Genomic DNA, 23678 nt, shown 5'->3' with positions numbered 1-23678 from the left:
AGATCCCGCTGGCCGGGGTGCTGGCCGACCGGTGGGACCGGCGGAAGCTGATGCTGCTGGTCAGCCTCGCGCAGGCGGTCACCCTGCTGCCGCTGCTGACCGGCGACCTCGTGCTGCTGAACGTGGTGGCGGCGGTGCAGGTGGGGTTGGCCGCGTTGTTCGAGCCCGCCAAGAACGCGTTGCTGCCGACGCTCGTGCCGCGTGAGCAGGTGCCGGCGGCCAACGGTCTGGTCGGGTTGAGCAGCAACCTGGCCCGGCTGGTCGGCGCGTCGCTGGGCGGGCTGATCCTCGGCTACGCCGGGCTGCCGGGCGTGGTGCTGGCCGACGTGGTGTCGTTCCTGCTGGCGGCGGCCCTGCTGGCCACGCTCGGCACCAGGGATTCGGCGCGTGAGGCGGGCAAACCCGCGTGGCGGGCCTGGCTGGACGGCCTGCGCGAGATCCGGGGTCCGCTGCGGCCGATGGTGGCCGCGGTCGGGCTGATGGCGATGAGCCAGGCCTGTTCGTGGTGCTGTTCGTGGTGTTCGTGGCCGAACGGCTCGGCGGTGGTGCGGCCGAGGTCGGGCTGCTGCGCGGTGTCCAGGCGGTCGGCGGGTTGCTCGGCGGTCTGCTGGTCGGCGTGCTGGCCCGCAAACTCGCGCCCGGCAGGCTCCTGGGCGTGGCGGTGCTGAGCTTCGGCGTGGTCGCCGCGCTCGGCTGGAACGGCCCGTACGTGACCACCGCGATGGTGTTCTACGTGGCCGCGTTCGTGGTGGTGGGCGTGCCGGGCGTGATCGCGGGTGCCGGGATGATGTCGGTGCTCCAGCTGCACACGGCCGACGAGGTGCGCGGCCGGGTGATCGCGACGTTCGTCAGCCTCTCCGACGGCGGTCAGGCGCTCGGCATGGTGCTGGCCGGCGTCCTCACGCCCGTTCTCGGCCTGTCCGTGCTGCTCAACGCCCAGGCCGCGCTCTACCTCGCGGCCGGCGTGCTGGTGTTGGCGACCGTCGACGCGAGGCCGCTGCTCAGCCGTCGAGCACGGTGAGGTCGAGCCGGGTCACCTCTGATCAACGCGATGTTCTGATCAACGCGACGAGACCGCCCAGGACGCACAAGCCAGCGGCCAGCAGTGCCAGGGGTCCCGGGCTCACGGCGTCCCGGATGATCCCGAAACCGGCGGAGCCGAGAGCTTGTCCGATGGCCAGCGCGATGAACAGCACCGAGGTGCCCGCTCCCGTGGCGTCGGGCCAGACCTGCCGGGCCCACAGGACGAGCACACCGGACAGGCCCATGTACCCGGCACCGAAGAACGCCATGCCGGCGTAGGCCGCCCAGGCGCTGACCGCGACCACGGACCAGGCCAGCCCGGCGCCGGCCAGCGCCAGGACACCGGCACAAAGCACCCATCCACCTCGTCGTCCCCACCGCTCGACCACCACTCCCGTGAGCGCTCCGAGCATTCCTCCCACACCCAGGGCGATCCACAGCCACCCCACCCGGTCGGCGCTCACGGAACCGGACTCGGTGGCCAACAAGGGCCCGAACGTCCAGATCAGGGCCGACCCGGCGCCGGCGACCACCGCTGCCACACCCGGCACGACGAGAAGACGCCACGACCCCGACGACGGCTCCGTCGTGGGGGCAGCCAGATCGGTGCGTGCTCGCACGGGATACCAAGCCGCCACCGCGGTCACCGCGCACACCAGTGCCATGAACGCCCATGCCGGGCCGGTCGAAGCGGCGACCGAGGCCACCACGCCGGCACCGATCACGCCCACGGCCGTTCCCGAGTTCACCACGGACTGAGCCGTCGCGGTCGCGCGGCGCGCCACCACCGCATCGATGACCGGAACCAGCGCAGGAGAAGCGAATCCGCCCCCCATCCCGCCGATGAAGACCGCGACCACGAACACCACCGGATCCGAGGCCACCGCCACCCCCAGACACCCCGCGGTCGAGGTGGCGCCGGCGAGGACCAGTCCGGTGCGAGGGCGCCGGTCGACCAACCTGGCGGCCACCGCGCCGGCCAGGGCGTAGGAGGTGAACTGCGCAGCCGCGGCCCAGCCGAGGACGTCGGTCAGGTCCGGGCGCTGCGCACCCAGCCGCGGAGCGAACAGGCCGACCCCGAACCGGGCCATCCCGTAAGTGGCGGCGGTCAGCAGCATCCCCGCCACCGCCGCCCCCAAGCCGGACCCGCGCCGCTGGTCCGCGGTCGTCGCCACCATCCCACCACCTCGATTCGGCATAACGATCGTTTTGGCATAACGAACGTTACACTCCAGGTGTGGCCTCTCCCCAACACACCAGGAAGCGCATCCTGGACGCCGCCGAGGCGCTGTTCTTCCAGGAAGGCATCGCGGTCACCGGTGTGGACCAGGTCGCCGCCTCAGCCGGAGTGGCGGTCGTGACGCTCTACAAGCACTTCGGCGGTAAGGACAACCTCCTGCGCGAGGTGCTGTCCCGCCGACTGGAGGCGTGGACCGCGCACTGGGACGCGGCGATCGCCGGCGCGGACTCCCCGGACGAACGCCTGCTGGCGATCTTCGACGCCGTCGAGACCTTCCGCGCCGAGGCCGGCCCGACCCAGTGGTGCTGCTTCCTGGCCACCGCCTCCGAACGGCCCACCCCGGAAGACGATCGCGCCGACCCGGTGTTCGAGCTGATCCGCCAGGACACACGGCTGGTGACCGAACGGCTCGCCCAGCTGGCCCAGGAAGCCCGGTGCACCGACCCGGCCACCGTGGCGTCGATGCTGTTGCTGCTCTACAACGGGGCGCTCAGCAGCCTTCTCCGAGGCGCTCCCGCCGATCCCCTGCCACTGGCTCGCAACACCGCACGCCTGATCATCGGCTCCCTCACCAGTGCCGGGATTTGACCGGTCCGGCTGGGAGGCCTGATGCGGGCACGTTCAGCGGTGCGTGCCGACCGTGCGTGACCGGTCGCGGTGGAACAGCAGGACGGGCGGCACGACCAGCACCAACCCGGCCGGCACGAGGAACGCGCTCACCGGGTCCAGGTGGTACAGCGGCACGAACGCCACCGGCGACACCGCGGCGCCCAGGAACCGCAACGACTGCACCACCGACACCGACCCACCCCGGTTACCGCCCTCCGCGGACAGCACCAGGGCGTTCAGCCCCACGATCACCGCCTGGCTGAACGCACCGGCCGCCGCCCACAGCGCCGCCACCGCCACCACCGACGGCAGCAGCCCGACGCCGACGAGCAACACCCCGCCGACCACCGCACCGGACAACACCGACCGCTGTGCCCCGAACCGGTCGATCGCCCACCCGGTGAGCCGCGCGGTGAAGATCCCGACCAGCCCGAACCCGGTCAACACCAGCCCCCGCTGCCCGGCTCCGAGCCCGAACGAGTCGCCCAACCTCAGCGCCACCAGGAACGACAACCCGCCCAGACACCCCCAGGCCACAAACCCGACCGCCGCCACCCGCAACGTCCGGCGCTCCCACGCGCTGCGCAGCCGCGGCCGTTCACCGCCGCGCGGCGGGTCGGCAGGCAACCCCACCACCGCCAACGCCCCGGCCACCACCGCCGCGCCGACAAACGCCCACCGCCACGACGCCTCCGCCGCCAACCCCGCCAGCAGCGGCGCCGACGTGTGCCCGGCCGACTGCATCGACGCGAACACCCCCAACGCCCGCCCCAATCGAGCCTTCGGCGTCACCGCCGCAATCGCCGCCAACAGCAGGGGGCTGGTGAACGCATTCGCCGCCCCCTGAAGCGCCCGCCCACCCATCAACACCGGAAACGACCACGCCACCGCACACAACACCGACGCCACGACATAAACGCCATACGCGACCCGAACCGTTCGCCGCGCCCCCCACCGCTCACCGAACGTGCCCGACACCACCATGAGCAGCGCAAACGGCACCATGTACCCGGTCAACGTCCCCGCCGCCACCCCCGCCGAAACCCCGAACCCGGCACCGACCTCAGGCAACACGGACGATGTCATCGCGCCGCCAAACGGCCCCAGAAACCCGCCCGCGTACAGCGCGGCCAACCGAACTCGGGAGCGGGACTCGTCCACAGGCGCCGGCCTCACCAGCGAAATTGTCGGCCCTCTCCGGCAGGGTAAAAGCAGGGGTCCCCTTGGCGAGGACCCCTGCGTAGCCGTTGCGTCCCGCCGGCCGGTCGGGGCGGGTCACATGCCGGTCGGTCCGCGCCCCGGTCCGCGGCCGCGTCGCCGCAGGTATCGCTCGAACTCGGCGGCGATGGCGTCACCGCTGGCTTCGGTGATCTGGATCTCCGCGTCGCCGCGCTCCTCCAGCGCACGCACGTAGTTGCGCACGTCCTCGTCCTCATCGGCCATCTCGCTGACCGTGCGCTCCCACTCCTCGGCCTGCTCGGGCAGCGCGCCCAGCGGCACCTCGACGTCCAGCACCTCTTCCACCCGGTGCAGCAGGGCCAGGGTCGCCTTCGGCGAGGGCGGTTGCGACACGTAGTGCGGCACGGCGGCCCAGAACGAGATGGCCGGCACCCCGGCCTGCACGCACAGGTCCTGGAACACGCCGACGATGCCGGTAGGCCCCTCGTAGCGGGACCGCTCCAGCCCGTACTTCGCCGCCGCCGCCTCGTCGTACGCCGTACCGGTCACCGGCACCGGCCGGGTGTGGGGGGTGTCCATCAGCAGCGCACCCAGCGTGACCACGGTGGTCACGCCCAGGTCCTCAATGTGGCCCAGCAGTTCGGCGGCGAACTTCCGCCAGCGCATGTTCGGCTCGATGCCGTGCACCAGCACCACGTCGGTGGACGACCCCGGCGGGCGGCAGACCGACAGCCGGGTGGTCGGAAATTCAACCCGTCGGGTGACGCCGTCCACCATGCGGACTGTGGGGCGGGTCACCTGGAAGTCGTAATAATCGTCCGGATCGATCTCCACCAGCGGCGTCGCATCCCACGTGAGTTGCAGGTGCTCGATCGCCGTGCTGGCGGCGTCGCCAGCATCGTTCCACCCCTCGAACGCCGCCACCATGATCGGATTGGTGAGCGGTTTGCTGGGGTCGAAAGGGGTCTGGGCGGCCTCGTCCGGATCGGTCACGGCGTCAGACTACGACCACCGCCGCACACCCGACGCCGTAGGCTTGGCGCATGTCGGATCGTGTCACGCCCCCTTTCCTGGGCGCGCTCGCCGACCGCGTGGTCGTCGCGGACGGCGCGATGGGCACCATGCTCCAGTCCGCCGACCTGACTCTCGACGACTTCGCAGGTCACGAGGGGTGCAACGAGATCCTGAACGTGACCAGGCCCGATGTCGTCCGGCAGGTGCACCGCGGCTACCTCGAAGCCGGCGCGGACGCCGTGGAGACCAACACGTTCGGGGCGAACCTGGCCAACCTCGCGGAGTACGGCATCGAGGACAAGATCTTCGAGCTGTCACGTCGGGGTGCCGAACTCGCGCGCGAAACGGCCGACGAGTTCGGCGGCAGGTTCGTGCTCGGCTCGGTCGGACCCGGCACCAAACTGCCCACCCTCGGCCACGTCCCGTTCGCCACTCTCCGTGACGCTTACGTCGAACAGGTGAAGGGCCTGCTCGACGGCGGCGTGGACGCGGTGATCGTGGAGACGTCCCAGGACCTGCTCCAGACCAAGGCCGCCATCACCGGCGCCAAGCGGGGGCCCACGCCCCGCCGCCCGCGTCCCGAGCCCGGCGTGTCGTCGCTCTACCAGGCCGTTCCGTTCCGGCAGGACGCGTCGGTGCTGATGGTCGGCGAACGCACCAACGCCGACGGCTCGAAGGCGTTCCGCGAGGCCATGCTGGCCGGCCGCTACCAGGACTGCGTCGAGATCGCCCGCGACCAGACCCGCGACGGCGCGCACCTGCTCGACCTCAACGTCGACTACGTCGGCCGTGACGGCGTGGCGGACATGCGCGCGCTCGCAGGCCGGCTGGCCACCGCCTCGACGTTGCCGATCATGCTCGACTCGACCGAGCCGGACGTGCTGCGGGCCGGGCTGGAGTGCCTGGGCGGGCGCTGCGCGGTGAACTCGGTGAACTACGAGGACGGCGACGGCCCGGACTCCCGGTTCCAGCGGATCATGCGGCTGGTCCGCGAGCACGGCGCGGCGGTCGTCGGCCTGTGCATCGACGAGGAGGGCCAGGCCCGCACCGCCGAGTGGAAGGTCCGCGTGGCGACCCGCCTGGTCGAGGACCTGACCGCCAACTGGGGCGTCCGGACCAGCGACATCATCATCGACACGCTCACCTTCCCCATCTCCACGGGCCAGGAGGAGGTGCGCCGCGACGCCGTCGAGACCATCGAGGCGATCCGCGAGCTCAAGCGCCGCTACCCGGACGTGCAGGCGACGCTGGGCATCTCCAACGTCTCGTTCGGCCTCAACCCGGCCGCACGCCAGGTGCTCAACTCGGTGTTCCTGCACGAGTGCGTGCAGGCCGGGCTGGACACCGCGATCGTGCACGCCTCCGAGATCGTCCCGATGGCCCGCATCCCGGACGAGCAGCGCGCCGTGGCGCTGGACCTGGTCTACGACCGCCGCCGTGACGGGTATGACCCGCTCCAGCGGCTGATGGAGCTGTTCGAGGGCGTCAGCACGTCGTCCAGCAGGGCTTCCCGCGCCGAGGAGTTGGCCGCGCTGCCGCTGTTCGCACGGCTGGAGCGGCGGATCGTGGACGGTGAGCGCAACGGCCTGGAAGCCGACCTGGACGCGGCGCTGCCATCGGCATGTCCGGCCTGCTGGTCAAATCCATGGTGATCATGAAAGAGAACCTGGAGGAGATGAACGCGCGCGGCGTCGCCGCACGGTGGCCGGTCCTCCTCGGCGGCGCGGCGCTGACCAGGGCATACGTCGAAAACGACCTCAGCGAGCTGTACCTGGGCGAGGTCCGGTACGCCCGTGACGCGTTCGAAGGCCTGCGGCTGATGGACGCGATCATGGCCGCCAAACGCGGCGAGACGCCGGCGATCGACCCGGAGGCCGAACGGAAGGCCGCCGAACGCAAGACGCGCCGCGAGCGGTCGTTGCGCATCGCCGCCGAACGCAACGCTGCACGCGCGGAGGAACCCGCCGCCGGCCGTTCGGACGTGGCGGTGGACGTGCCGATCCCGACGCCGCCGTTCTGGGGCACCAGGGTGGTCAAGGGCGTGCCGGTGGCCGAGTACTCGGCGATGCTCGACGAGCGCGCCACGTTCATGGGCCAGTGGGGTCTGAAGGGCTCACGCGGCAACGGACCCACCTACGAAGAGCTGGTGGAGACCGAGGGCAGGCCCCGGCTGCGCTACTGGCTGGACCGGCTCGCCACCGAGGGCGTGCTGGCGCACGCGGCCGTCGTCTACGGCTACTTCCCGTGCGTGTCCGAGGGTGACGACCTGGTGATCCTCAGCGAGCCGCAGGTGGACGCGCCGGAACGGACCAGGTTCACGTTCCCGAGGCAGAAGCGCGACCGGCGGCTGTGCCTGGCCGACTTCTGGCGGCCCCGCGAGGCGGGCGAGGTGGACGTGGTGGAGCTGTCCGAGGAGTTGCAGCTGCACCCCGAGCAGTCGACGGACGCGTTCGTGGCGCACCACCCGGAAGCGAAGTACTTCAACGCGTGATCACTGGGGGACGTAGTAGATGACGGTCGAGGCTGTGCTGTGGGACATGGACGGCACGCTGCTGGACTCGGAGAAGCTGTGGGACATCCCGCTCAACGAGTTCGTGGAGAAACTGGGCGGCACGCTGTCGCACGAGACCAGGCAGGCACTGGTGGGCTCCAGCACGGCCCGCACCATGGGGCTGCTGTTCGCCGAGGCGGGCGTCGAGCCGACCGACGAGGACCTCGTGGACGGCGCGGCGTGGATCAGCAGGCGCACCGAGGAGCTGTTCCGCGCGGGACTGCCGTGGCGGCCGGGCGCGGCCGAGGCGCTGCGCGCGGTGCGGGACTCCGGCGTGCCGATGGCCCTGGTCACCTCGACCGAGCGGCGGCTGACCGAGGTCGCGCTGGACACCATCGGACGGGACCTGTTCGACGTCACGGTGTGCGGTGACGAGGTCGACGGCCTCAACAAGCCACTGCCCGAGCCGTACCTGAAAGCCGCCCGGCTCCTCGGCGTCGACCCGACCCGCTGCGTCGCGGTAGAGGACTCGTCGACCGGCACAGCCTCCGCCGTGGCCGCCGGGTGCACGGTTCTAGTGGTTCCGTGCGACGTGCCGGTCGGCGAGGGCGAGCGCCGCGTGTTCCGCGAGTCCCTTGTGGGTGTAGACCGCGCGACACTCGCCCAACTGCTAGACCGCTGACACCTGCCGAACCTTGCGCACGGCTGGATCCACCAGGAGGCCGAACCCCACGCCGAGGCCGAGCCACAGGGTGGCCGTCTCGGCGAGTGAGGCCAACCGGAAGTCCCACAGCACACTGCCCGGCATGTCCGCCGGGACCGCGTCCGGGGTGGCCGGGAACGCCACCAGCAGCACGACCACCGCCGCCACCACGGCCAACGCCACGGCGGTGGAGCGGACCGGTTGGGACAGGTGGCCCAACCGGGAGGCCAGGTAACTCGCGCCGAACGCGACCAGCAACCCGGCCGCGATCAACCCCAGGTAGAGCACCGTCCGGTACTCCACCGTGTCCGGATCACCCACCGCCGGCGGGTTGGCCGGGTACTTCACCGCGGGCAGCAGCGCCGCCGCGCCGAACACCGCGGCCGACAGCGTCACCGCCCGGACGAACGGCGCCTTGGACGTGAACCAGCGCCGCGACCCGGCGTAAGCGGTGGCGAACAACGCGCCGACGGCGATGCCCACCACCACCGCGGCGAGCACACCGCCGACCACCTGCGTGCCGCGGCTGAACAACTCGCCGTGCTCGTGACCAGCGGCTTCGGTCGGCCGTGCGGCTTCGACGGCCAGCGCCGCCCGGATCGGCGCCTCGACCACGAGCACGCCGACCAGGCCCGCGAACAGCCCGGACACCGCGCCCGCGCCGACACCGCGCAGCAGTAGCCCCTTGTAGGTGGGCATGTCGGTGTTGGTTGGCATCCTGGCTGCGCCTAGTGGCACGGGACGCCGAGCGCGTGGCGCCCGTCGTGGAAGAACTCGTGCACGGTCTCGGCGGCGTGGCCGAGCGCGATGCCGTTCTCCTGGAGCACCAGCCACGTCACGGTCAACGCGACCAGTGCGACGGCATAGGCCCATTTGGGGATGGGAATGACCCAGTTGTCGGAAACTGCAGGGGAGTGCGCGGGGCTCGTCATGACGGCCTCCTCCATACCTCGTGGAAGGTCAACAAAACATCGCGCCGCAGCCGGTCTCCTGACTCCCGGATCGACACCGTCCCCGCGTCTTCCCAGCCGCTCCACGCGACCAGTGACGTTCTCGGCGGGTTGGCTCCCCGGTCACAGTGGCGAGGACCGCGCCGGATTCACACCGGCTTCCCGTCCACTGCGGCGCCCGAACCGTAGATGTGGATCGTGGGCCGGCACAACCGACCAGACGAGTTGTCGTCTTCGTCACGCCACGGGGTCAGCGGGCCGGCAGTGGGCAGTCGCCGCAGGTGCCGCCGCCGTCGAGGCGGTAGTACAGGCAGCAGCTGCGCCGCCGGAACACGACCTCGCCGGGGAACGGGATGAACTCGCCGGTGCCCTTCAGCGGCGGGCCGGCGAACAGCTCCTCACCCAGCGCGACGCAGTCCGTCGCCATCCCGCTGCGGCTGATCGTGCGCAGCGCGCCCGCCATGGACGACGCCGCGTTCCCCCACAGCAGGCCGCGCGCCACCGGCGTGATCGCGTGCACCGCCTCCACCACCGGCTCCAGCGACTCGGCGATGTCCACGCCTTGGAGCGGGTCCTTGAGACGGACCTGGAGGCCTTCCGGGACGTACCGCCACCACAGGTTGCCCGGCCGCACGTCCGGCGCGACCCCGTCGACCGCACGTGCGGCGACGACCGGGCTGAGCAGGCGCGCGGTGTAGCTCAGGAAGAACAGCGACGCGGCGACACGTCGTTCGGACGTGCGGTACCGGGCGGCGATCCGGTCGAGCGCGTCGGGCAGGGCGGGGCCGTCCAGCAGCTCCTCGCCGTCGTGCCAGCTGCCGTCGGGCCGGCCGACGTCCAGGGCGAAGAACGGGCTGAGGCCGCGGATCTGCCGCAGGGTGGCCAGGACTCGGGCGAACTCGGACACGTGGCCTAGTCTGCCGCCGTGGACGCACTGGGGTTGGGACTGGCCCTCGGCCTGGCCGCCAGCATCAGCCCCGGCCCGCTGTTGGTGCTGGTGGTGACGTCGGCGTTGCGCTCGGGCTGGAGAGCCGGCGCCCTGACCGCCTGCGCACCGCTGCTGTCCGACGCCGTGGTGGTCGCGGCGACCCTGCTCCTGCTGGACCGCCTGCCCGTGCGGGCGCTGGGTGTGCTCGGCGTCGTGGGCGGGGCGTTCGTGGTGTGGAGCGGCGTGCAGACCGTCCGGGAGGCGCGGTCGGCGTCGCTGAGCGGTGGCAGTGCCGACGGCCGGCACTCGCCGCACGAACAGGCCGAAGGCCGTGCTTCGCAGGGGTCGCCGCCCAGGGGAACCCTGAATTCAATTCTACCGACGGGGTCCGACAATTCCGGTGCCCTCGCCCTCGCGCTGCGCCGAGCAGTCCTGGTGAACCTGCTCAGCCCCCACCCGTGGATCGCGTGGGCGACAGCCCTGGGCCCGCTGACCATCACCGCGTGGCGTGCGTCGGCCGTCGCGGGCACGGCGTTCCTGATCGGGTTCTACCTGACCCTGGTCGGCGGCAAGGTCGTGATCGCCCTGCTCGTCGCACGCGGCCGCCGCCACCTCGGAGACACCGGCTACCGCCGCGCCCTCACCGCCGCCGGCGTGCTGCTCGTGCTCGTCGGCGTTGTGATGGGCGTCGAATTCGCGCCCTAAAGGATGTAGATGATCTGATGAAACACGGATTAGTCGACGCAGTGCAACTCCGCAAGAAACTCCAGCCACACCTCTTCAATGCCGGGGCTGTCCGTCCATGAACTCGACGCGAGTTCGCCCGAGCGGTAGGAGCGGGTTCGAGACGCCATGCTGCACGCCGAGGGGCGTCCATCGGGAGAATCTTTCTTCGCGAGGTTTTGATCTGATGTCCGCGCTTTGGTTCGAAACCATCCCCATGACTAGGTCTTTGTCTTTATCTGACCGATTCGACAGGATGTGCGAGCGGCGGGCCGGTAGTCCCGAGTACAGGCTCAAGGCATGTAGAACGTCATCAGGTCACCGCGCACCGGCGGGAACAGGGTCTGCATCAGTTCGGCGTTCGGGCCGGGGTAGACGTCCGGGAACCGGGCGGTCAGGCCTTTGAGGCCGTGAGGGCCGAACAGCAGTGATGCCAGCATGTCCGGCGCCACGCCCGCGCCGCCCGCCGCGCCCGGCGCCTGCATGGTGCCGCCCGGCACGATCGGGCCGACCTCGCCCGCCTTGAACGGCAGCCGCACGTGCGAGCGGTAGAACGAGACCACCGCCTCGCCCTCCTGGTCGGCGAAACCACCGTCCGCCAAGCGCCGGCCGAACACCGGCCGCAGGTGCTCCAGCAGCGCGATCGGGTCGCCGATCCGCACGTAGTACGAGTTGGCCTCCTCCGGCGCGGGCCCCAGGAACGGCTCCAACGCCTCACCCGCGACCGTGCCCGGCCGTTCGTTCATCTCGGTGGCCTCGGTCAACGCCAGCAGCGCGTGCGCCGCGGCCTCGTCCACCGCCGCCACCTCGCACAGCCGCACGCCCTCGTCCGGCGGGGTGGTGCGACCGGTGGCTACCGGCACGCCGTCGCGCTCCACCAGCCATTCCGTGCTGCCGTCCCGCGCCACCAGCCACCGCCACAGGCCGGGGGAGTGCGGCATCCGCAGGTCGGCGTGCGCCTGCTCGGCGTCCTGGAGGCGGGCCATCGTCGGGATGTCGTCCACGGTGGCCTCACGCAGGGTGTGACCTGCGCTGTCGGGCCGGCTCGTGACCGGCCGGGTGGCGGAGATCGGGATCGCGTACGTGTAGCCGAACTGGCGGTAGAAGTACGGGATGCCGAGCATCACGTTCACCAGCTGACCGCGTGCGGCGGAGCGTTCGTGCGCCCAGTCCATCAAAGCGCGCACCAGCCCGCGTCCCTCATGAGCACGGTCGGTCGCGACCAGTTCGACCTGGCTCGCCGGGATCTCCAGCCCGTTCAGCACCAGCGTCTCGTCCAGCAGCGTTGCGGTGGACACGACCTTGTCGCCGTCCACGACGACCGCGCACGCCTCCCAGCCCGCGTCCGGGTCCTCGACCACCAGGCGGTGGCCGATCGCGTCCTCCGGCTCACCGCGGTCGGCCAGCAGCGCGCCGATCTGGTCCAGGTCTTCCGGGCGCGCTGTCCGCAGCACCAGCCCATCGGTCATCGGGGCAGTGTCCCGATGCGTCCCACGTCGCGCCATCGGATTTTCGGTGGCGGTCCGGCCCGCGCCACCGCAGAATCCCGCGCATGCTGTGGCTCCCCGCTGACTTCGCCCACCCGACGCACGTCCCGCTCGACGCCGACCACCACCTGCGGCCCATCCGCGAGTCCGATGTGGACATCGACTACCCGGCCGTGATGGGTTCACGGGAGCGGCTGTGGGCGCAGTACGGCGAGAAGTGGGGTTGGCCGCCCGCCGACATGACCCACGAGGACGACCGCGTCGACCTGGCCCGGCACGAGCGCGAGCAGGATGCGCACAAGTCGTTCAACTACGCCCTGTTCAACGCGGACGAGACCGAACTGTTGGGGTGCGTCTACATCGACCCTGCCGACGACGCGCGGATCTCGTGGTGGGTCGTGGACGAGTACGTGGACACGGACCTGGAGCGCGCGCTGGACGCGTTCGTGCCGAAGTGGATCGCCGAGGCGTGGCCCTTCACCAGCCCGCAGTACGGGATCTAGTGTTCGCGTCCGTGGTGGTGCAGGCGGTCGGTCTGCGTGCGCGGGTTCGCGTCGCGCGAGCGGTGTCGGGCTGACCGGGGGTCTGCTTGCCTGCGGCCGTTCGGGGGATGGGAGGATCAGATCCCGTGAAGACCTTCGACGAGCTGTTCGCCGAGCTGAGCGAACGCGCACGCACCCGCCCTGAGGGCTCTGCCACCGCCGCGGCTCTGGAGGCCGGGGTGCATGCGCAGGGCAAGAAGGTGCTGGAGGAGGCGGGCGAGGTCTGGATCGCCGCGGAGCACGAGTCCGACGAGCGCCTGGCCGAAGAGGTCTCCCAGCTGCTGTACCGCGTGCAGGTGCTGATGCTCGGACGCGGGCTGACCTTGGAAGACGTGTACAAGCACCTGTGATCCTGGAAGCCGCCACACTCGACGTCCGCCCCGGTCTGGAGGCGGACTTCGAGCGGGCGTTCGAGGAGGCACGCGAGGTCATCGCGCAGTCACCCGGGTTCGTCTCGCTGGACCTGCGGCGTTCGGTCGAGCGGCCGTCCCGGTACCTGCTGCTGGTCGGTTGGGAACGGCTGGAGGACCACACGGTCGGCTTCCGACAGGGACCGCTGTACCCGCGCTGGAAGGCGCTGCTGCACCACTTCTACGACCCGTTCCCGACCGTCGAGCACTACCGCGCGGTCTGAGTGTCGTCAGTGGTCGCGGTGTTGGTGCAGCAGCTTGATGACCTCGTCGTCCGTGGTCTGGTCGAAGTGCCGGTAGAACCGGCCGACCGCGCGGAAATCGGTTCGCGGGTGCGGGCACACCACCAGGTCGGCGTCGGCGGTCAGTGCTCGCACCGATTCCGCCGCGCCCACCGGCACCGCCAGCACCAGGCGGCGCGGGTCGTGGCCGCGGGCTTCACGCAGCGCGGCCCGGGCGGTGACGCCGGTGGCCAGGCCGTCGTCCACGACCAGCACGTCACGGCCCGCGAGCAGCACCGGGCCGTTGCGGTACAGCTCCAGCCGCCGCCGGGCCTCGCGCCGTTCGGTTTCGCACCGTTCGGCGAGGTCGGCGCGGGTGAGGCCGAGGGTGAGCAGGGCCTCTTCGTCGAAGATCGGGTCGCCTTCGGCGGTGACCGCGCCGATGCCGAACTCCGGGTGGCCGGGTGCGCCGATCTTGCGCGCGACGGCCACGCCCAGCTCACCGTGCAACGCCGAGGCCACCTCGGACGCCACCGGCACCCCGCCGCGGGCGAGGCCGAGCACCAGGGGAGCGGTCCACGACTCGCCGACCAGCGCTCGGGCGAGCACCCGACCGGCGTCGTAGCGGTCCGCGAACCTCACGCCTCCATGGTGCGCGCTTAATGCGCGGATGGCAGGGCTCAGCGCTCCCGCACGAACAGCGACTGCGCGCTCCGCCCCACCGGCCCGCGCTCGTCGTGCAGCACGCTGGTCGCCATGCCGACGCCGGACGGCCCGATCACGGTCTGAGCCTCCAGCGCGAACCACTCGCCGACCGGCTCGCGGTGCAGGTGCACGGTAAGGTCGGTGTTGATCGAGTACCACGTGCGGATGTCCAACCGGCTGGACACGCCGCTCGCCGAGTCCGCCACGGTGAACAGGCGCTGCGTCGCGCTCGGCTCCTCACCCGCCACCACGCGCACCGCCGCCCGAGCCCACACCACGGCGTCACCGGGCGTGAAGATGCTGCCGCTGACCGACCGCCACTCCATCGCGTTCAGGTAGCCGCCCTGCCAGTGCTCAGGGATGACCATCGGCGCACAACCCAGCGGCGACGCCGGTGGCTCACCCGTGCCGGACGCCACCGCCGCCGTGTCACCGACGACGATCCGCCATGCACGGGCCCGCAGCACCGGACGGCCGTCGTGCGCCAACTCCGCCGTCAGCAGCTCCACTGAACGCCCCGGTCGCTCCACCGACGCCGTCACGGTCAGCTCCGCCACCGGCACCGGACCCAGCACCTCGAACACCACCCGCGACAGCAGCATCTCCGGCCGCGGCGCGCACCGCTCCAACGCCCGCACCAGCAGCGCCGACGGCGGCCCCAGGTGCTGGCTCTCGCTGTTCCACGGCCCGGAGGTGTGCCCGGTGGAGGCGAACCGGTCCTCGTCGAGCCGCTCGTAGAACGCATCCATCGGTCGGCGCTCCATCAATCGGCTCGGTCCAACACGGTCTCCACCCCCGCGTCCGGCTCCGGCCAGCCCGGGTACGGCGGCGGCGTGCCGTCGAACGCCGGGCACAGCGCCTTGTGGTCGCAGTAGTCGCACAGCCTGCTCGGGCTGGGCCGGAAGTCGCCGGACTTCGCCGCGCGCAGGATGGCGTCCCAGATCGCCTCCAGCGTGCGCTCGAACCGGGTCAGCTCCGCCTCGTCCGGCTGGTAGGCCAACGCCTGCCGGTCGGCCAGGTACATCAGCCGCAGCTGGCGCGGCACCTCGCCGCGCAGCCGCCACAGCACCAGCGCGTAGAACTTCATCTGGAACAACGCCTTGGCCTCGCCGACCTCGCGCGGCGCGGCACCCGTCTTGTAGTCGACCACCCGGATCTCGCCGGTCGGCGCCACGTCCACGCGGTCGATGTACCCGCGCAGCAGCACACCCGACGGCAGCTCCCACTCCACCAGCAGCTCGCGGGCGTCCGCGTCGAACCGGCGCGGGTCCTCCAAGCCGAAGTAGCCGTCCAGCAGGCCCTCCGCCGAGGCCAGCCACTCCTCCTGCTCCGGGTCGCCCTCGGCGAACAGCTCCGCGAACTCCGGCCGCTCCGCCCGCACCCGCTCCCACGCCGGACCCACCAGCGCCCGCGCCGTCTCCGGCACCCGCTCGGCGGCGGGCAGCCCGAACAGGTCCTCCAGCACCGCGTGCACCACCGTGCCGCGCACCTGCGCTCTGGTCGGCTTCTCGGGCAGCCGGTCGACGGCGCGGAAGCGGTAGAGCAGCGGGCACTGCTTGAAGTCGCCCGCGCGCGAGGGCGACAGCGCGGGCCTGCGAACAGGGCGCTCGGTGATCGTCGGCACTGCCATGGCCGAAACGATAGGCCACCACCCCGACAAGATCGTTTCAAACGGTGTCGGCGTGCGTGTAGTCGTGCAGATCGATCTTGCTGCTCACATCCTTGCCTGCCTTGAGCATCAGGTTGAGGAGGAATCGGTTGCTCAGCAAGCCGTTGCGCATGCGCAGGGCGAACGCGCTCGGAGGCGCCAGGAACTTCCCGGCGCGGTCACCGCCTCGCTGGCACCCCTCCGCGTAACCCCGCATGACGTCCTCATAACGCCGGTACGCCACCTCGTGATCTCCATCAGCAGCGGCCAGTTCGCCCGCAAGCACGTAGGCGCCGACGATGGCGGTGCCCGCGCCCATCCCGCCGATGGTGGCGCCGCACGCGGCATCCCCGACCAGCGCGACCCGACCCCGTGACCACGGCCGGACGTCCACCCGACTGATCGAGTCGAAGTACAGCTCCGTCGTGTCCTCCAAGGACGCCAGCAGCCGGGGCGTCTCCCAACCCAACCCGCCGAACGCGTCGCTGATCAGCTTGTGCTGCTGGGCCACGTCACGCCGGTCGTAGTGCAGGCGAGGCGACTTGAAGGCCACGAACGCGCTCGCCCCGTCCTGATCACCGCCGGTGGAGACCAGCCGTCCGGGCACGTTGTGGCTCAACGACTCGAACGGGACGCCGAGGTGGTTGGGCAGGTCCCAACTCGCGACGTAGTAACCGAGGTGGCTGACGAACCGCTCTTCGGGACCGAAGGCGAGGCCGCGGACGCCCGAGTGGATGCCGTCGGCACCGATGACCAGGTCGAACGTGCGCTGCGCCCCGCTGGCGAACGTCACGTCCACCCCGTCCGGCGTCTCGGTCATCCCGGCGATGGAGTCACCGAAGACGTAGTTCGCCAGACCTTTGCTGTGCTCGTAGAGCACCCGCGAGAGGTCCGAACGCAGCACCTCCAACTCGCCTCCCGCGAAGTCCGCCGGCAGGTGCAGCAGGGTGCGCCCGTGCTCGTCGACGAACGTCATCGGGCTGCCGCCGGTCTGGATCTCGCGCAACCGGTCCAGGACGCCCATGCGTTCCAGCACCGTCAGGTGGGTCTCGCCGCGGAAGTCCACCGCCGCCCCGCCGCCGCGCAGCGCGGGAGCGATCTCCACGACGGTCGGCTCGAAGCCGTAGCGCGCCAGCCAGTACGCCAACGCCGGTCCCGCGACGCTCGCGCCGGAGACCAGGACCTGCTTGTTCGACATCGCCACCCCTAAACTGTGTCCACTGGAAGCAATTCTTTTTGTGTACGGTAGACGCAGTTCTTCGTGTGGGCAACACCCGGAGGTGGCGATGGACCTGGCCGGCAGCCTCGAACTGCTGTGGGGTGACCGCCCGGGACCTCGCCGCGGTCCCAAACCGGCGCTCAGCCACGAACTCATCGCACAGACCGGCATCGGGATCGCCGACGCCGAAGGGCTTGCCGCCGTGTCGATGCAACGCGTGGCGGCGGAACTCGGCTTCACGAAGATGTCCCTCTACCGCTACGTGCCCGGAAAGGCCGAGCTGGTCGCACTCATGGCCGACCTGGCGATGGGCACACCGCCCACCGATCTGCGCGACGGCGACTGGCACGACGGACTCCGCGCGTGGACGCTGGCGCTGCTCCCAGGCTTCCTGCGCCACCCCTGGGTACCGGAGGCCACCACAGGTCCGCGCGTCGTCGGCCCCAACGAGCTGGCGTGGATGGAAGCCGCGCTCGCCGTGCTCGACGGCACCGGCCTGGGCGGCAGCGAACGGATGGACGTGCTGGCCGTGCTCGCCGGGCACGTCCGCAGCATCGCCCAGCAGGCAACAGCGGGCAGCGATCCAGGAGCGCAGTTCGGCGCGATGCTGTTCGAGGTGGTGCGCGAACGAGGAGACCGGTACCCCGCCGTGCAGGCGGCGTTGACGGAGTCGATGGCCGAGGGCGGCGAGGACGAGGCCTTCGACTTCGGCCTGGACCTCATCCTCGCCGGTCTACGCACCCGAATCGCCTCCCACACCCCCGACAAGCCCAGGTACCCGTAACCCCCTTCTGCCCCCTCCCCTCCCCACCGAACCCCCTCCGCTCCCCGCCGAACCCCCTCCGCTCCCCACCGAACCCCCTCCGCTCCCCGCCGAACCCCTTCGCCCCCTCCGCACCCTCGCCGCGAGGTCGACTTCCAGGCGACCGAGCCCGCGACGCCGGAGGCGGCGCAATTCAACACAGCACTAATACATGCCGACCCCTAGGCTCTGCGCGTGGCGACGACGGGGAGTTGGCGGCGGCAGGTGGGCCGGGAGGGTGGGCTACCGCTGTTCCGCGCGGCCGGCATACCGGTGCTGCTCGCGCCCTCGTGGTGGCTGGGCTCGGCGGCCATCGTGGTCCTCTACGCGCCGCTGGTCGGCCAGATCGCGCCCGGCACGGGCGGCCTCACCGGTGTGGCCCTCGCCGCCACCTTCGCGGTCTTCCTCGGTCTCTCGGTGCTGGCGCACGAACTCGGCCACAGCCTGGTCGCCCTGCGCCTCGGGTTGCCGGTGCGCCGGCTGCGCCTGTTCCTGCTCGGCGGCGTGTCCGAGGTGATGCGCACCCCGACCCGTCCCGGTCACGAGGGCGCGATCGCCGCCGCCGGACCGATCGTCTCGATCATCCTGGCCGGGCTGTTCGCCCTGGCCGCCTCGGCCATCCCGGAGCCGGACGCGCTCTGGCTGCTGATCGCCCAGACCGCCTTCGCCAACGCCGCCGTCGCGGTGTTCAACCTGCTCCCCGGCCTGCCGTTGGACGGTGGCCGCATCCTGCGCGCGGGCGTGTGGGCCGTCACGGGCCGCCGCGCGGCGGGCACGAAGGCCGCCGTGATCGGCGGTGGCGTGGTGGCGGCGCTGCTCGTGGTGTGGGCCGTCTGGGGTGTGATGGAGGGCGCCGAAGACCGCTGGATCCGGTTCGGCGTGTGCCTGCTGACCGCGTGGTTCGTGCTGGCCGGCGCGCGCGGCGAGTCCACCGCCGAACGCCGCAGCACCTGGCCGGAGGGCCTCACGCTGGGCGAACTGGTCCGCCCCGTGCTCCAGCTGCCCGCCGAGAGCCCGGTGTCGGGTGCGCTCACCGCGTCCGCCGGCCGGGGCGTGGTCCTGGTCCGCGCGGACGGTGTCGCGGCCGGTCTGCTCGACCGGGAGATGGCGCGCCGGCTGGCCAGCACCTCGCCGCACGCGCCCGCCGAGCAGGCGGCCGTGCCGATCCGGCCGGAGACCGTGCTGCTGGAGAACGAGACCGGCGCGGAGGTGGTGGAACGCGTGCACGGCACCGCCGCCTGGGAGTACTTGGTGGTCGACCTCGAAGGACGGCCTGCGGGCGTGCTGCGCCGCGAAGACCTCAAGGCCGCGCTGGACCGCCGCTGAGCAACCCGGCTTCCTGCGCCAGGATCGCCGCCTGCACCCGCGACCGCAGGTCCAGCTTCGTCAGCACCCGCGACACGTGCGTCTTCACCGTCGTCTCACCGATGTGCAGCTTTCGCCCGATCTGGTGATTGGACAGCCCCTCACCGAGGCAGCGCAGCACCTCCACCTCACGCTCGGTCAACGAGTCCAACCCGACCGGGCGAGACCGGGGCGCGGACGAGGCGAACTCCCGCATCACCCGCCGCGTCACGCTCGGCGCCAGCACACCGTCACCGGCCGCGACCTGCCGCACCGCGTCCACCAGCGCGGGCGCCTCCACCGACTTCAGCAGGAACCCCGCCGCGCCGGCCCGCAGCGCGCCGTGCACGTACTCGTCCAGGTCGAACGTGGTCAGCACCAGCACCTCGCACACGCCGCTGAGCTGCCTGGTCGCCTCGATGCCGTCCACACCGGGCATCCGGATGTCCATCAGCACCACGTCCGGCTTCAGCCGCGTCGCCAGCCGCACCGCCGCCTCGCCATCCGCCGCCTCGCCGACCACTTCGACGTCGTCCGCGCCGCCGAGGATCATCACCAGGCCCGCGCGGATCGCCGCGTGGTCGTCGGCCACCAGCACCCGGATCACAGCGGCAACTCCGCCCGCACGACCCACTCGCCGGCGCCGTCCGGACCCGCCGAGAACGTCCCGCCGACCACTTGGGCGCGTTCCGCCATGCTCACCAACCCCGTCCCCGAACCCTCCGGTCCACCTCGTGCCTTACTACGAACGACCACGGTGTTGCGAACCTCCACGGCAAACCGCCTGACCAGCCGTTCCAGCACCACGGACGTGCGCGATCCGGGCGCGTGCTTCAACGCGTTGGTCAACGCCTCCTGCACGATCCGGTACGCCGCGACGTCCACACCCACCGGCAGCCCGTCCACGTCCGCGCCGCGGAACTCCACCACCAGCCCGCCCGCGGCGGCCGACTCGACCAGCCGGTCCACGTCCGCCAGCCGCACCGTCACCGGCTCGTCCACCGGCTCGTCGGCCCCCAGCACGTCGATCATCATCCGCATCTCGGCCAGCGACCGCACGCTGTTCTCGCGTACCGACTTCAACACCGTGCGCACGGTCTCCGGATCGCCCTCGCGCATGGACAGCACCGCCTCGGACTGGATCGCGATCGCCGACAAGTGCCCGGCGACGACGTCGTGCAGGTCGCGGGCCATCCGGTTGCGCTCTGCGTTCACCGCGGCCCGCCGGTCCAGCTCCGCGATCCGGGTGAGCTGCTCGACGCTCTCCCGGTGCTGCCGCACGTCCGTCGCCCACCACACCGGCACCGCCAGCAGCGAGAACGCCTGCAACCCGGCGTAGAACGACAGCCGCCAGTCGCCCGCCACCGCGGCCGCCGCCGTGACGCCGACCGTCGTCGTCGCCACCACCCCGACGATCGCCCGGTGCAGCGCGCGCGGTCCGTGCAGCGACGTCACGAACAGCACGTCGATGAACACCATCAGCACCGGCAGGCTCAGGCCCAGGTAGAAGTCGACCGCGGCCGCCGCGACCACCACGACCAGCGACACGACGGGCGCGCCGCGCCGGAACAGCTGCCCGGCGCACGCCAGCCCCAGGACCACCAGCCGCAGGTCCATCGGTGTCCTGCGGTCCCGGTCGCCCAGCACCAAGTCCAGGTCCAGCAGGTAGGCGAGCACGCCGGCGGTGAAGAAGGCCGCCGCGAGCAGCACGTCACGGCGTCTCGGGGCGGTCACACCGGCCATCACAGCACACGACCGGCGGACCGGGCGTCCTACGAACTGATGACGCGAGGTGGGTCGGTCCGACGACGCGCGTGAGGGCACGCGACCCGCAGGCTTGAGCCGTGGTTGAACCGTTGGTCGTCCTCATCGTGGCGTGCGAGATCGGGTTCTGGGTCGTGCTGGGCGCGGGGCTGCTGGCCCGGTACGCGCTGCGGATGCGCAGGCTCGGCGCGATCCTGCTGGTCTGCACCCCGTTGGTGGACGTGGTGCTGCTCGTCGCGACCGTCTTCGACCTGCGGTCGGGGGGTGAGGCGAAGACCGTGCACGGGATCGCCGCGATCTACCTGGGGGTGAGCGTGGCGTTCGGGCACACCATGCTCCGGTGGGCCGACCAGCGGTTCGCCCACCGGTTCGCGGGCGGGCCGCCGCCCACCAAGCCGCCCAAGCGCGGACCGGCGAAGGTCCGCTACGAGTGGCGCGAGTGGGGCAAGTTCCTCGTGGCCTGGGCGATCGCGTGCGGGGTGATGCTGCTGCTGATGTACGTCGTCAGCACGCCCGAGCGCACGCAGGTGCTGTGGGGGCAGATGCGGTGGATGACGGTCGTCGGCGTGGTCTGGCTGCTCGGCTGGCCGGTGTGGCACTCGGTCGGCGAACTGGTCAACCCGGAGAAGTCCCGCAGGTAGGCCGCCCCGGGACGCGTGCGGCCACCGTGCGACCATCGTGCGCTGTTGACACGCGTTTAAGCAGGAGGTTCGCCGCGGTGAGCACCGCCAGTGGTCCGTTCCAGCCGGGAGACCGGGTGCAGTTGACCGATCCGAAGGGACGGCACTACACGATCGTGCTCGAACCGGGCAAGGAGTACCACACCCACCGCGGCGCGTTGTCGCACGACAAGCTGATCGGGCAGCCCGAGGGGTCCGTCGTCGTCTCGATGGGCGGCACGTCGTTCCTGGCGCTGCGGCCCCTGCTGGCCGACTACGTGCTGTCGATGCCGCGCGGCGCGCAGGTGATCTACCCCAAGGACGCCGCCCAGATCGTGATGTACGGCGATGTGTTCCCCGGCGCGCGGGTGCTGGAGGCGGGCGCCGGGTCGGGTGCGCTGACCTGCTCGTTGCTGCGGGCGGTCGGCGAGAAGGGCAGCGTGACGTCGTACGAGGTCCGCCAGGACCACGCCGACCACGCCATCCGCAACGTCGAGCAGTTCTTCGGCGAACGGCCGGGCAACTGGTCACTGACCGTGAGCGACGTGAACGAGCACGAGGGCGAGGTCGACCGGGTCATCCTCGACATGCTCGCGCCGTGGGACGTGCTGCCCGCGGTGTCCCGCAGCCTCATCCCCGGCGGCGTGCTCGTGGTGTACGTGGCGACCACGACCCAGCTGTCGAAGGTCACCGAGGCGATCCGGGAGCAGCAGCACTGGACCGAGCCGCAGGCGTGGGAAACCCTCGTCCGGCCGTGGCACGTGGTGGGCCTTGCGGTGCGGCCCGAGCACCGGATGATCGGGCACACCGCGTTCCTGCTGACCACCCGCAGGCTGGCCGACGGTGTCACCCCGCCCCGGCCGCAGCGCCGACCGTCCAAGGGCTGATCAGGGCGCTGACCAGCTGAAACGGCCCCGCACACCAAGGTGTGCGGGGCCGTTCGCGCTTCTGGTGGATCAGTTCTTCGGGCAGGCGACCCAGCCGTCGTCGGTCTTCTTGAGGGGAAGCTCGTCGGTCTGGTCCTTCACGTATTCCTTCATGCTGTCCGGCACCCCGGTGAACTTGAGCGAGACGGTGGCCGTGGCCTCCGTGTCGCTCTTCTCCTGGACGCCGTCGAGGGTGAGGTTGACCTTGATGTTCTTCGCCGCTTCCTGAGCCTGCTCGATCTGCTCCTTGAACTCCGGGGGCAGGTCCTGGCTCTCCAGCTCCTTCTCCAGCTCCGCGGCGAAGGCGCCCGGGTCGGTGGCCTTCTTGATGTCCTCGATCGTGGCCCGCTTCTCGGCGCAGGTCAGGGCGTTGAGCTTGTCGAAGTCCCGGGAGTTGACGGCGGCGACGTAGCCGTCCGCGGCGTCCTTGGCGGTGCTGTTGCTGCCGCCACCCATCGTCACGATGAGGGCGACCACGACGCCGATCACGACGAGGGCGCCGACACCACCCAGAATCCACGGGAGGGGGCTCTTCTTGCGGGGCGCGCCGTAAGGGGCGCCGAAACCACCCGGTTGGCCGTAACCGGGCTGGTTGAACTGGCCGGGCTGGCCTTGGGGCTGCTGGCCGTAACCGGGTTGGCCGGGCTGACCGGGCTGACCGGGTTGGCCGGGCTGCTGCGGGTAGCCGCCAGGAGGCGTGCCATACCCCGGTTGCTGCCCACCCTGTGGGAAGCCCTGGGGCGGCGGCGGGTACCCGCCGGGCTGCTGGCCGTACCCCGGCTGCTGGCCGAATTGGCCTGGTTGCTGGCCAAATTGACCCGGCTGCTGACCGTAGGGACCCGGCTGCTGCGGCGGGACGGACATCACGTTCTCCTAGAACTTTCCGCTGGTGGCAGTGGACACTGCCCGGACCACTCACGTGGGAACTCGTACTGGACGCACGGTAGCGGGTTGGAGGTCCAGGTTGACACCGGTTGGAGCAGTTGATCCGGCCGAGCGGGCGGAATGTGTGATCACACGACGCCCGGGAACTCGCTGGGTGGCGGCTTTTGTCGGTGATCGCCGGTACCGTTGTGGGACGAACACGGGAG

At 71.2% G+C, this 23678-nt stretch carries 25 protein-coding genes, 2 pseudogenes and 1 riboswitch; of the genes and pseudogenes, 13 read left to right on the top strand and 14 right to left on the bottom strand.

Annotated elements, in window-relative coordinates; all coding sequences use genetic code 11:
* Positions 1–2: 2 nt before the first annotated feature.
* Positions 3–464: pseudogene (locus tag ALI22I_RS31690) on the top strand (MFS transporter); the annotation flags it as partial.
* Positions 407–1021: an MFS transporter gene (locus ALI22I_RS55720; protein ID WP_083752161.1), complete on the top strand. Its 615-nt coding sequence runs from the start codon at positions 407–409 to the stop codon at positions 1019–1021. The pseudogene ALI22I_RS31690 and the gene ALI22I_RS55720, both read left to right, overlap by 58 nt.
* Positions 1022–1043: 22 nt before the next feature.
* Here the strand turns inward: ALI22I_RS55720 and ALI22I_RS31680 are convergent, their stop codons facing one another.
* Positions 1044–2201, bottom strand: coding sequence for an MFS transporter (locus ALI22I_RS31680; RefSeq protein ID WP_077009165.1), 1158 nt, complete (start codon positions 2199–2201; stop codon positions 1044–1046).
* 59 nt (positions 2202–2260) lie between these two features.
* Here ALI22I_RS31680 and ALI22I_RS31675 point away from each other — a divergent pair, with 59 nt between their 5' ends.
* Positions 2261–2851, top strand: a complete 591-nt coding sequence (locus tag ALI22I_RS31675) for a TetR/AcrR family transcriptional regulator (protein WP_077009164.1) — start codon at positions 2261–2263, stop codon at positions 2849–2851.
* 33 nt (positions 2852–2884) lie between these two features.
* On the opposite strand, the gene ALI22I_RS31670 is transcribed toward ALI22I_RS31675, so the two are convergent.
* Together ALI22I_RS31670 and ALI22I_RS31665 are read right to left on the bottom strand one after the other, a co-directional pair.
* The gene (locus ALI22I_RS31670; protein WP_077009163.1) at positions 2885–4048 is read right to left on the bottom strand and encodes an MFS transporter; all 1164 of its coding nucleotides are present in this window, start codon (positions 4046–4048) and stop codon (positions 2885–2887) included.
* Between the two features lie 99 nt (positions 4049–4147).
* Entirely contained in the window at positions 4148–5044 is an 897-nt protein-coding gene (locus ALI22I_RS31665; RefSeq protein ID WP_077009162.1) for a PAC2 family protein, read from the bottom strand.
* 119 nt (positions 5045–5163) lie between these two features.
* On the opposite strand from ALI22I_RS31665, the pseudogene ALI22I_RS31660 reads away from it, so the two are divergent.
* Together ALI22I_RS31660 and ALI22I_RS31655 are read left to right on the top strand one after the other, a co-directional pair.
* Positions 5164–7556: pseudogene (locus tag ALI22I_RS31660) on the top strand (dihydropteroate synthase).
* Between the two features lie 19 nt (positions 7557–7575).
* Positions 7576–8238, top strand: coding sequence for an HAD family hydrolase (locus ALI22I_RS31655; RefSeq protein WP_077009161.1), 663 nt, complete (start codon positions 7576–7578; stop codon positions 8236–8238).
* On the opposite strand, the gene ALI22I_RS31650 is transcribed toward ALI22I_RS31655, so the two are convergent.
* The 3 genes from ALI22I_RS31650 to ALI22I_RS31640 all read right to left on the bottom strand — a co-directional run bounded on the left by ALI22I_RS31650 (position 8227) and on the right by ALI22I_RS31640 (position 10116).
* A complete protein-coding gene (locus tag ALI22I_RS31650; protein ID WP_238598677.1) occupies positions 8227–8976 on the bottom strand; it encodes a CbtA family protein in 750 nt (249 codons plus the stop codon). The genes ALI22I_RS31655 and ALI22I_RS31650 overlap by 12 nt on opposite strands.
* Before the next feature lie 11 nt (positions 8977–8987).
* On the bottom strand, positions 8988–9191 hold the full coding sequence (locus ALI22I_RS31645) for a CbtB-domain containing protein (RefSeq protein ID WP_077009356.1): 204 nt from the start codon (positions 9189–9191) through the stop codon (positions 8988–8990).
* 31 nt (positions 9192–9222) lie between these two features.
* A riboswitch (cobalamin riboswitch) is annotated at positions 9223–9398 on the bottom strand.
* 61 nt (positions 9399–9459) lie between these two features.
* Positions 9460–10116 carry a (2Fe-2S)-binding protein gene (locus tag ALI22I_RS31640; protein ID WP_077009159.1) on the bottom strand — a complete coding sequence of 219 codons (657 nt, stop codon included), beginning with the start codon at positions 10114–10116 and terminating at the stop codon, positions 9460–9462.
* An 18-nt stretch (positions 10117–10134) separates the two neighbouring features.
* Between ALI22I_RS31640 and ALI22I_RS31635 the strand changes: the two genes are divergently transcribed.
* Entirely contained in the window at positions 10135–10842 is a 708-nt protein-coding gene (locus ALI22I_RS31635) for a LysE family translocator (protein ID WP_077009158.1), read from the top strand.
* A 311-nt stretch (positions 10843–11153) separates the two neighbouring features.
* On the opposite strand, the gene ALI22I_RS31630 is transcribed toward ALI22I_RS31635, so the two are convergent.
* Positions 11154–12329: a GNAT family N-acetyltransferase gene (locus tag ALI22I_RS31630; protein WP_077009157.1), complete on the bottom strand. Its 1176-nt coding sequence runs from the start codon at positions 12327–12329 to the stop codon at positions 11154–11156.
* A gap of 83 nt (positions 12330–12412) precedes the next feature.
* Between ALI22I_RS31630 and ALI22I_RS31625 the strand changes: the two genes are divergently transcribed.
* From ALI22I_RS31625 to ALI22I_RS31615, 3 genes are all read left to right on the top strand, one after another.
* The gene (locus ALI22I_RS31625) at positions 12413–12850 is read left to right on the top strand and encodes a GNAT family N-acetyltransferase (protein WP_077009156.1); all 438 of its coding nucleotides are present in this window, start codon (positions 12413–12415) and stop codon (positions 12848–12850) included.
* Between the two features lie 125 nt (positions 12851–12975).
* Positions 12976–13239, top strand: a complete 264-nt coding sequence (locus ALI22I_RS31620; RefSeq protein ID WP_033434999.1) for a phosphoribosyl-ATP diphosphatase — start codon at positions 12976–12978, stop codon at positions 13237–13239.
* Positions 13236–13523 carry an antibiotic biosynthesis monooxygenase family protein gene (locus ALI22I_RS31615; RefSeq protein ID WP_077009155.1) on the top strand — a complete coding sequence of 96 codons (288 nt, stop codon included), beginning with the start codon at positions 13236–13238 and terminating at the stop codon, positions 13521–13523. Before ALI22I_RS31620 ends, ALI22I_RS31615 begins: the two co-directional genes overlap by 4 nt.
* A gap of 6 nt (positions 13524–13529) precedes the next feature.
* Here the strand turns inward: ALI22I_RS31615 and ALI22I_RS31610 are convergent, their stop codons facing one another.
* From ALI22I_RS31610 to ALI22I_RS31595, 4 genes are read right to left on the bottom strand one after another with little or no spacing between them, the layout of a single operon-like run.
* On the bottom strand, positions 13530–14162 hold the full coding sequence (locus ALI22I_RS31610) for a phosphoribosyltransferase (RefSeq protein ID WP_238598676.1): 633 nt from the start codon (positions 14160–14162) through the stop codon (positions 13530–13532).
* Positions 14163–14200: 38 nt separating this feature from the next.
* Positions 14201–14974 carry a thioesterase family protein gene (locus ALI22I_RS31605; RefSeq protein WP_077009354.1) on the bottom strand — a complete coding sequence of 258 codons (774 nt, stop codon included), beginning with the start codon at positions 14972–14974 and terminating at the stop codon, positions 14201–14203.
* A 14-nt stretch (positions 14975–14988) separates the two neighbouring features.
* Complete coding sequence (locus tag ALI22I_RS31600) at positions 14989–15855, bottom strand: RecB family exonuclease (RefSeq protein ID WP_077009154.1); 867 nt, start codon at positions 15853–15855, stop codon at positions 14989–14991.
* A 37-nt stretch (positions 15856–15892) separates the two neighbouring features.
* The gene (locus tag ALI22I_RS31595) at positions 15893–17071 is read right to left on the bottom strand and encodes an FAD-dependent monooxygenase (RefSeq protein WP_077009353.1); all 1179 of its coding nucleotides are present in this window, start codon (positions 17069–17071) and stop codon (positions 15893–15895) included.
* Between the two features lie 88 nt (positions 17072–17159).
* Here ALI22I_RS31595 and ALI22I_RS31590 point away from each other — a divergent pair, with 88 nt between their 5' ends.
* Positions 17160–17876: a TetR/AcrR family transcriptional regulator gene (locus ALI22I_RS31590; protein ID WP_077009153.1), complete on the top strand. Its 717-nt coding sequence runs from the start codon at positions 17160–17162 to the stop codon at positions 17874–17876.
* 243 nt (positions 17877–18119) lie between these two features.
* Positions 18120–19220: a site-2 protease family protein gene (locus ALI22I_RS31585; protein ID WP_179118440.1), complete on the top strand. Its 1101-nt coding sequence runs from the start codon at positions 18120–18122 to the stop codon at positions 19218–19220.
* On the opposite strand, the gene ALI22I_RS31580 is transcribed toward ALI22I_RS31585, so the two are convergent.
* Together ALI22I_RS31580 and ALI22I_RS31575 are read right to left on the bottom strand one after the other, a co-directional pair.
* On the bottom strand, positions 19195–19845 hold the full coding sequence (locus ALI22I_RS31580; RefSeq protein ID WP_077009151.1) for a response regulator: 651 nt from the start codon (positions 19843–19845) through the stop codon (positions 19195–19197). The genes ALI22I_RS31585 and ALI22I_RS31580 overlap by 26 nt on opposite strands.
* Positions 19842–20972 carry a sensor histidine kinase gene (locus ALI22I_RS31575; protein WP_179118431.1) on the bottom strand — a complete coding sequence of 377 codons (1131 nt, stop codon included), beginning with the start codon at positions 20970–20972 and terminating at the stop codon, positions 19842–19844. Before ALI22I_RS31575 ends, ALI22I_RS31580 begins: the two co-directional genes overlap by 4 nt.
* 110 nt (positions 20973–21082) lie before the next feature.
* Here ALI22I_RS31575 and ALI22I_RS31570 point away from each other — a divergent pair, with 110 nt between their 5' ends.
* Positions 21083–21643 (top strand): hypothetical protein, encoded by a 561-nt coding sequence (locus tag ALI22I_RS31570; protein WP_077009149.1) that lies wholly within the window; start codon positions 21083–21085, stop codon positions 21641–21643.
* Positions 21644–21720: 77 nt separating this feature from the next.
* Positions 21721–22548 (top strand): tRNA (adenine-N1)-methyltransferase, encoded by an 828-nt coding sequence (locus tag ALI22I_RS31565; RefSeq protein WP_077009148.1) that lies wholly within the window; start codon positions 21721–21723, stop codon positions 22546–22548.
* Positions 22549–22617: 69 nt separating this feature from the next.
* Here ALI22I_RS31565 and ALI22I_RS49775 read toward each other — a convergent pair whose 3' ends face one another.
* Positions 22618–23451 (bottom strand): Rv0361 family membrane protein, encoded by an 834-nt coding sequence (locus tag ALI22I_RS49775; RefSeq protein WP_143532526.1) that lies wholly within the window; start codon positions 23449–23451, stop codon positions 22618–22620.
* Positions 23452–23678 lie beyond the last annotated feature (227 nt).

Source organism: Saccharothrix sp. ALI-22-I (assembly GCF_001984175.1).
GTDB lineage: Bacteria > Actinomycetota > Actinomycetes > Mycobacteriales > Pseudonocardiaceae > Actinosynnema.
This window is presented reverse-complemented; position numbering and strand designations above follow the sequence as displayed.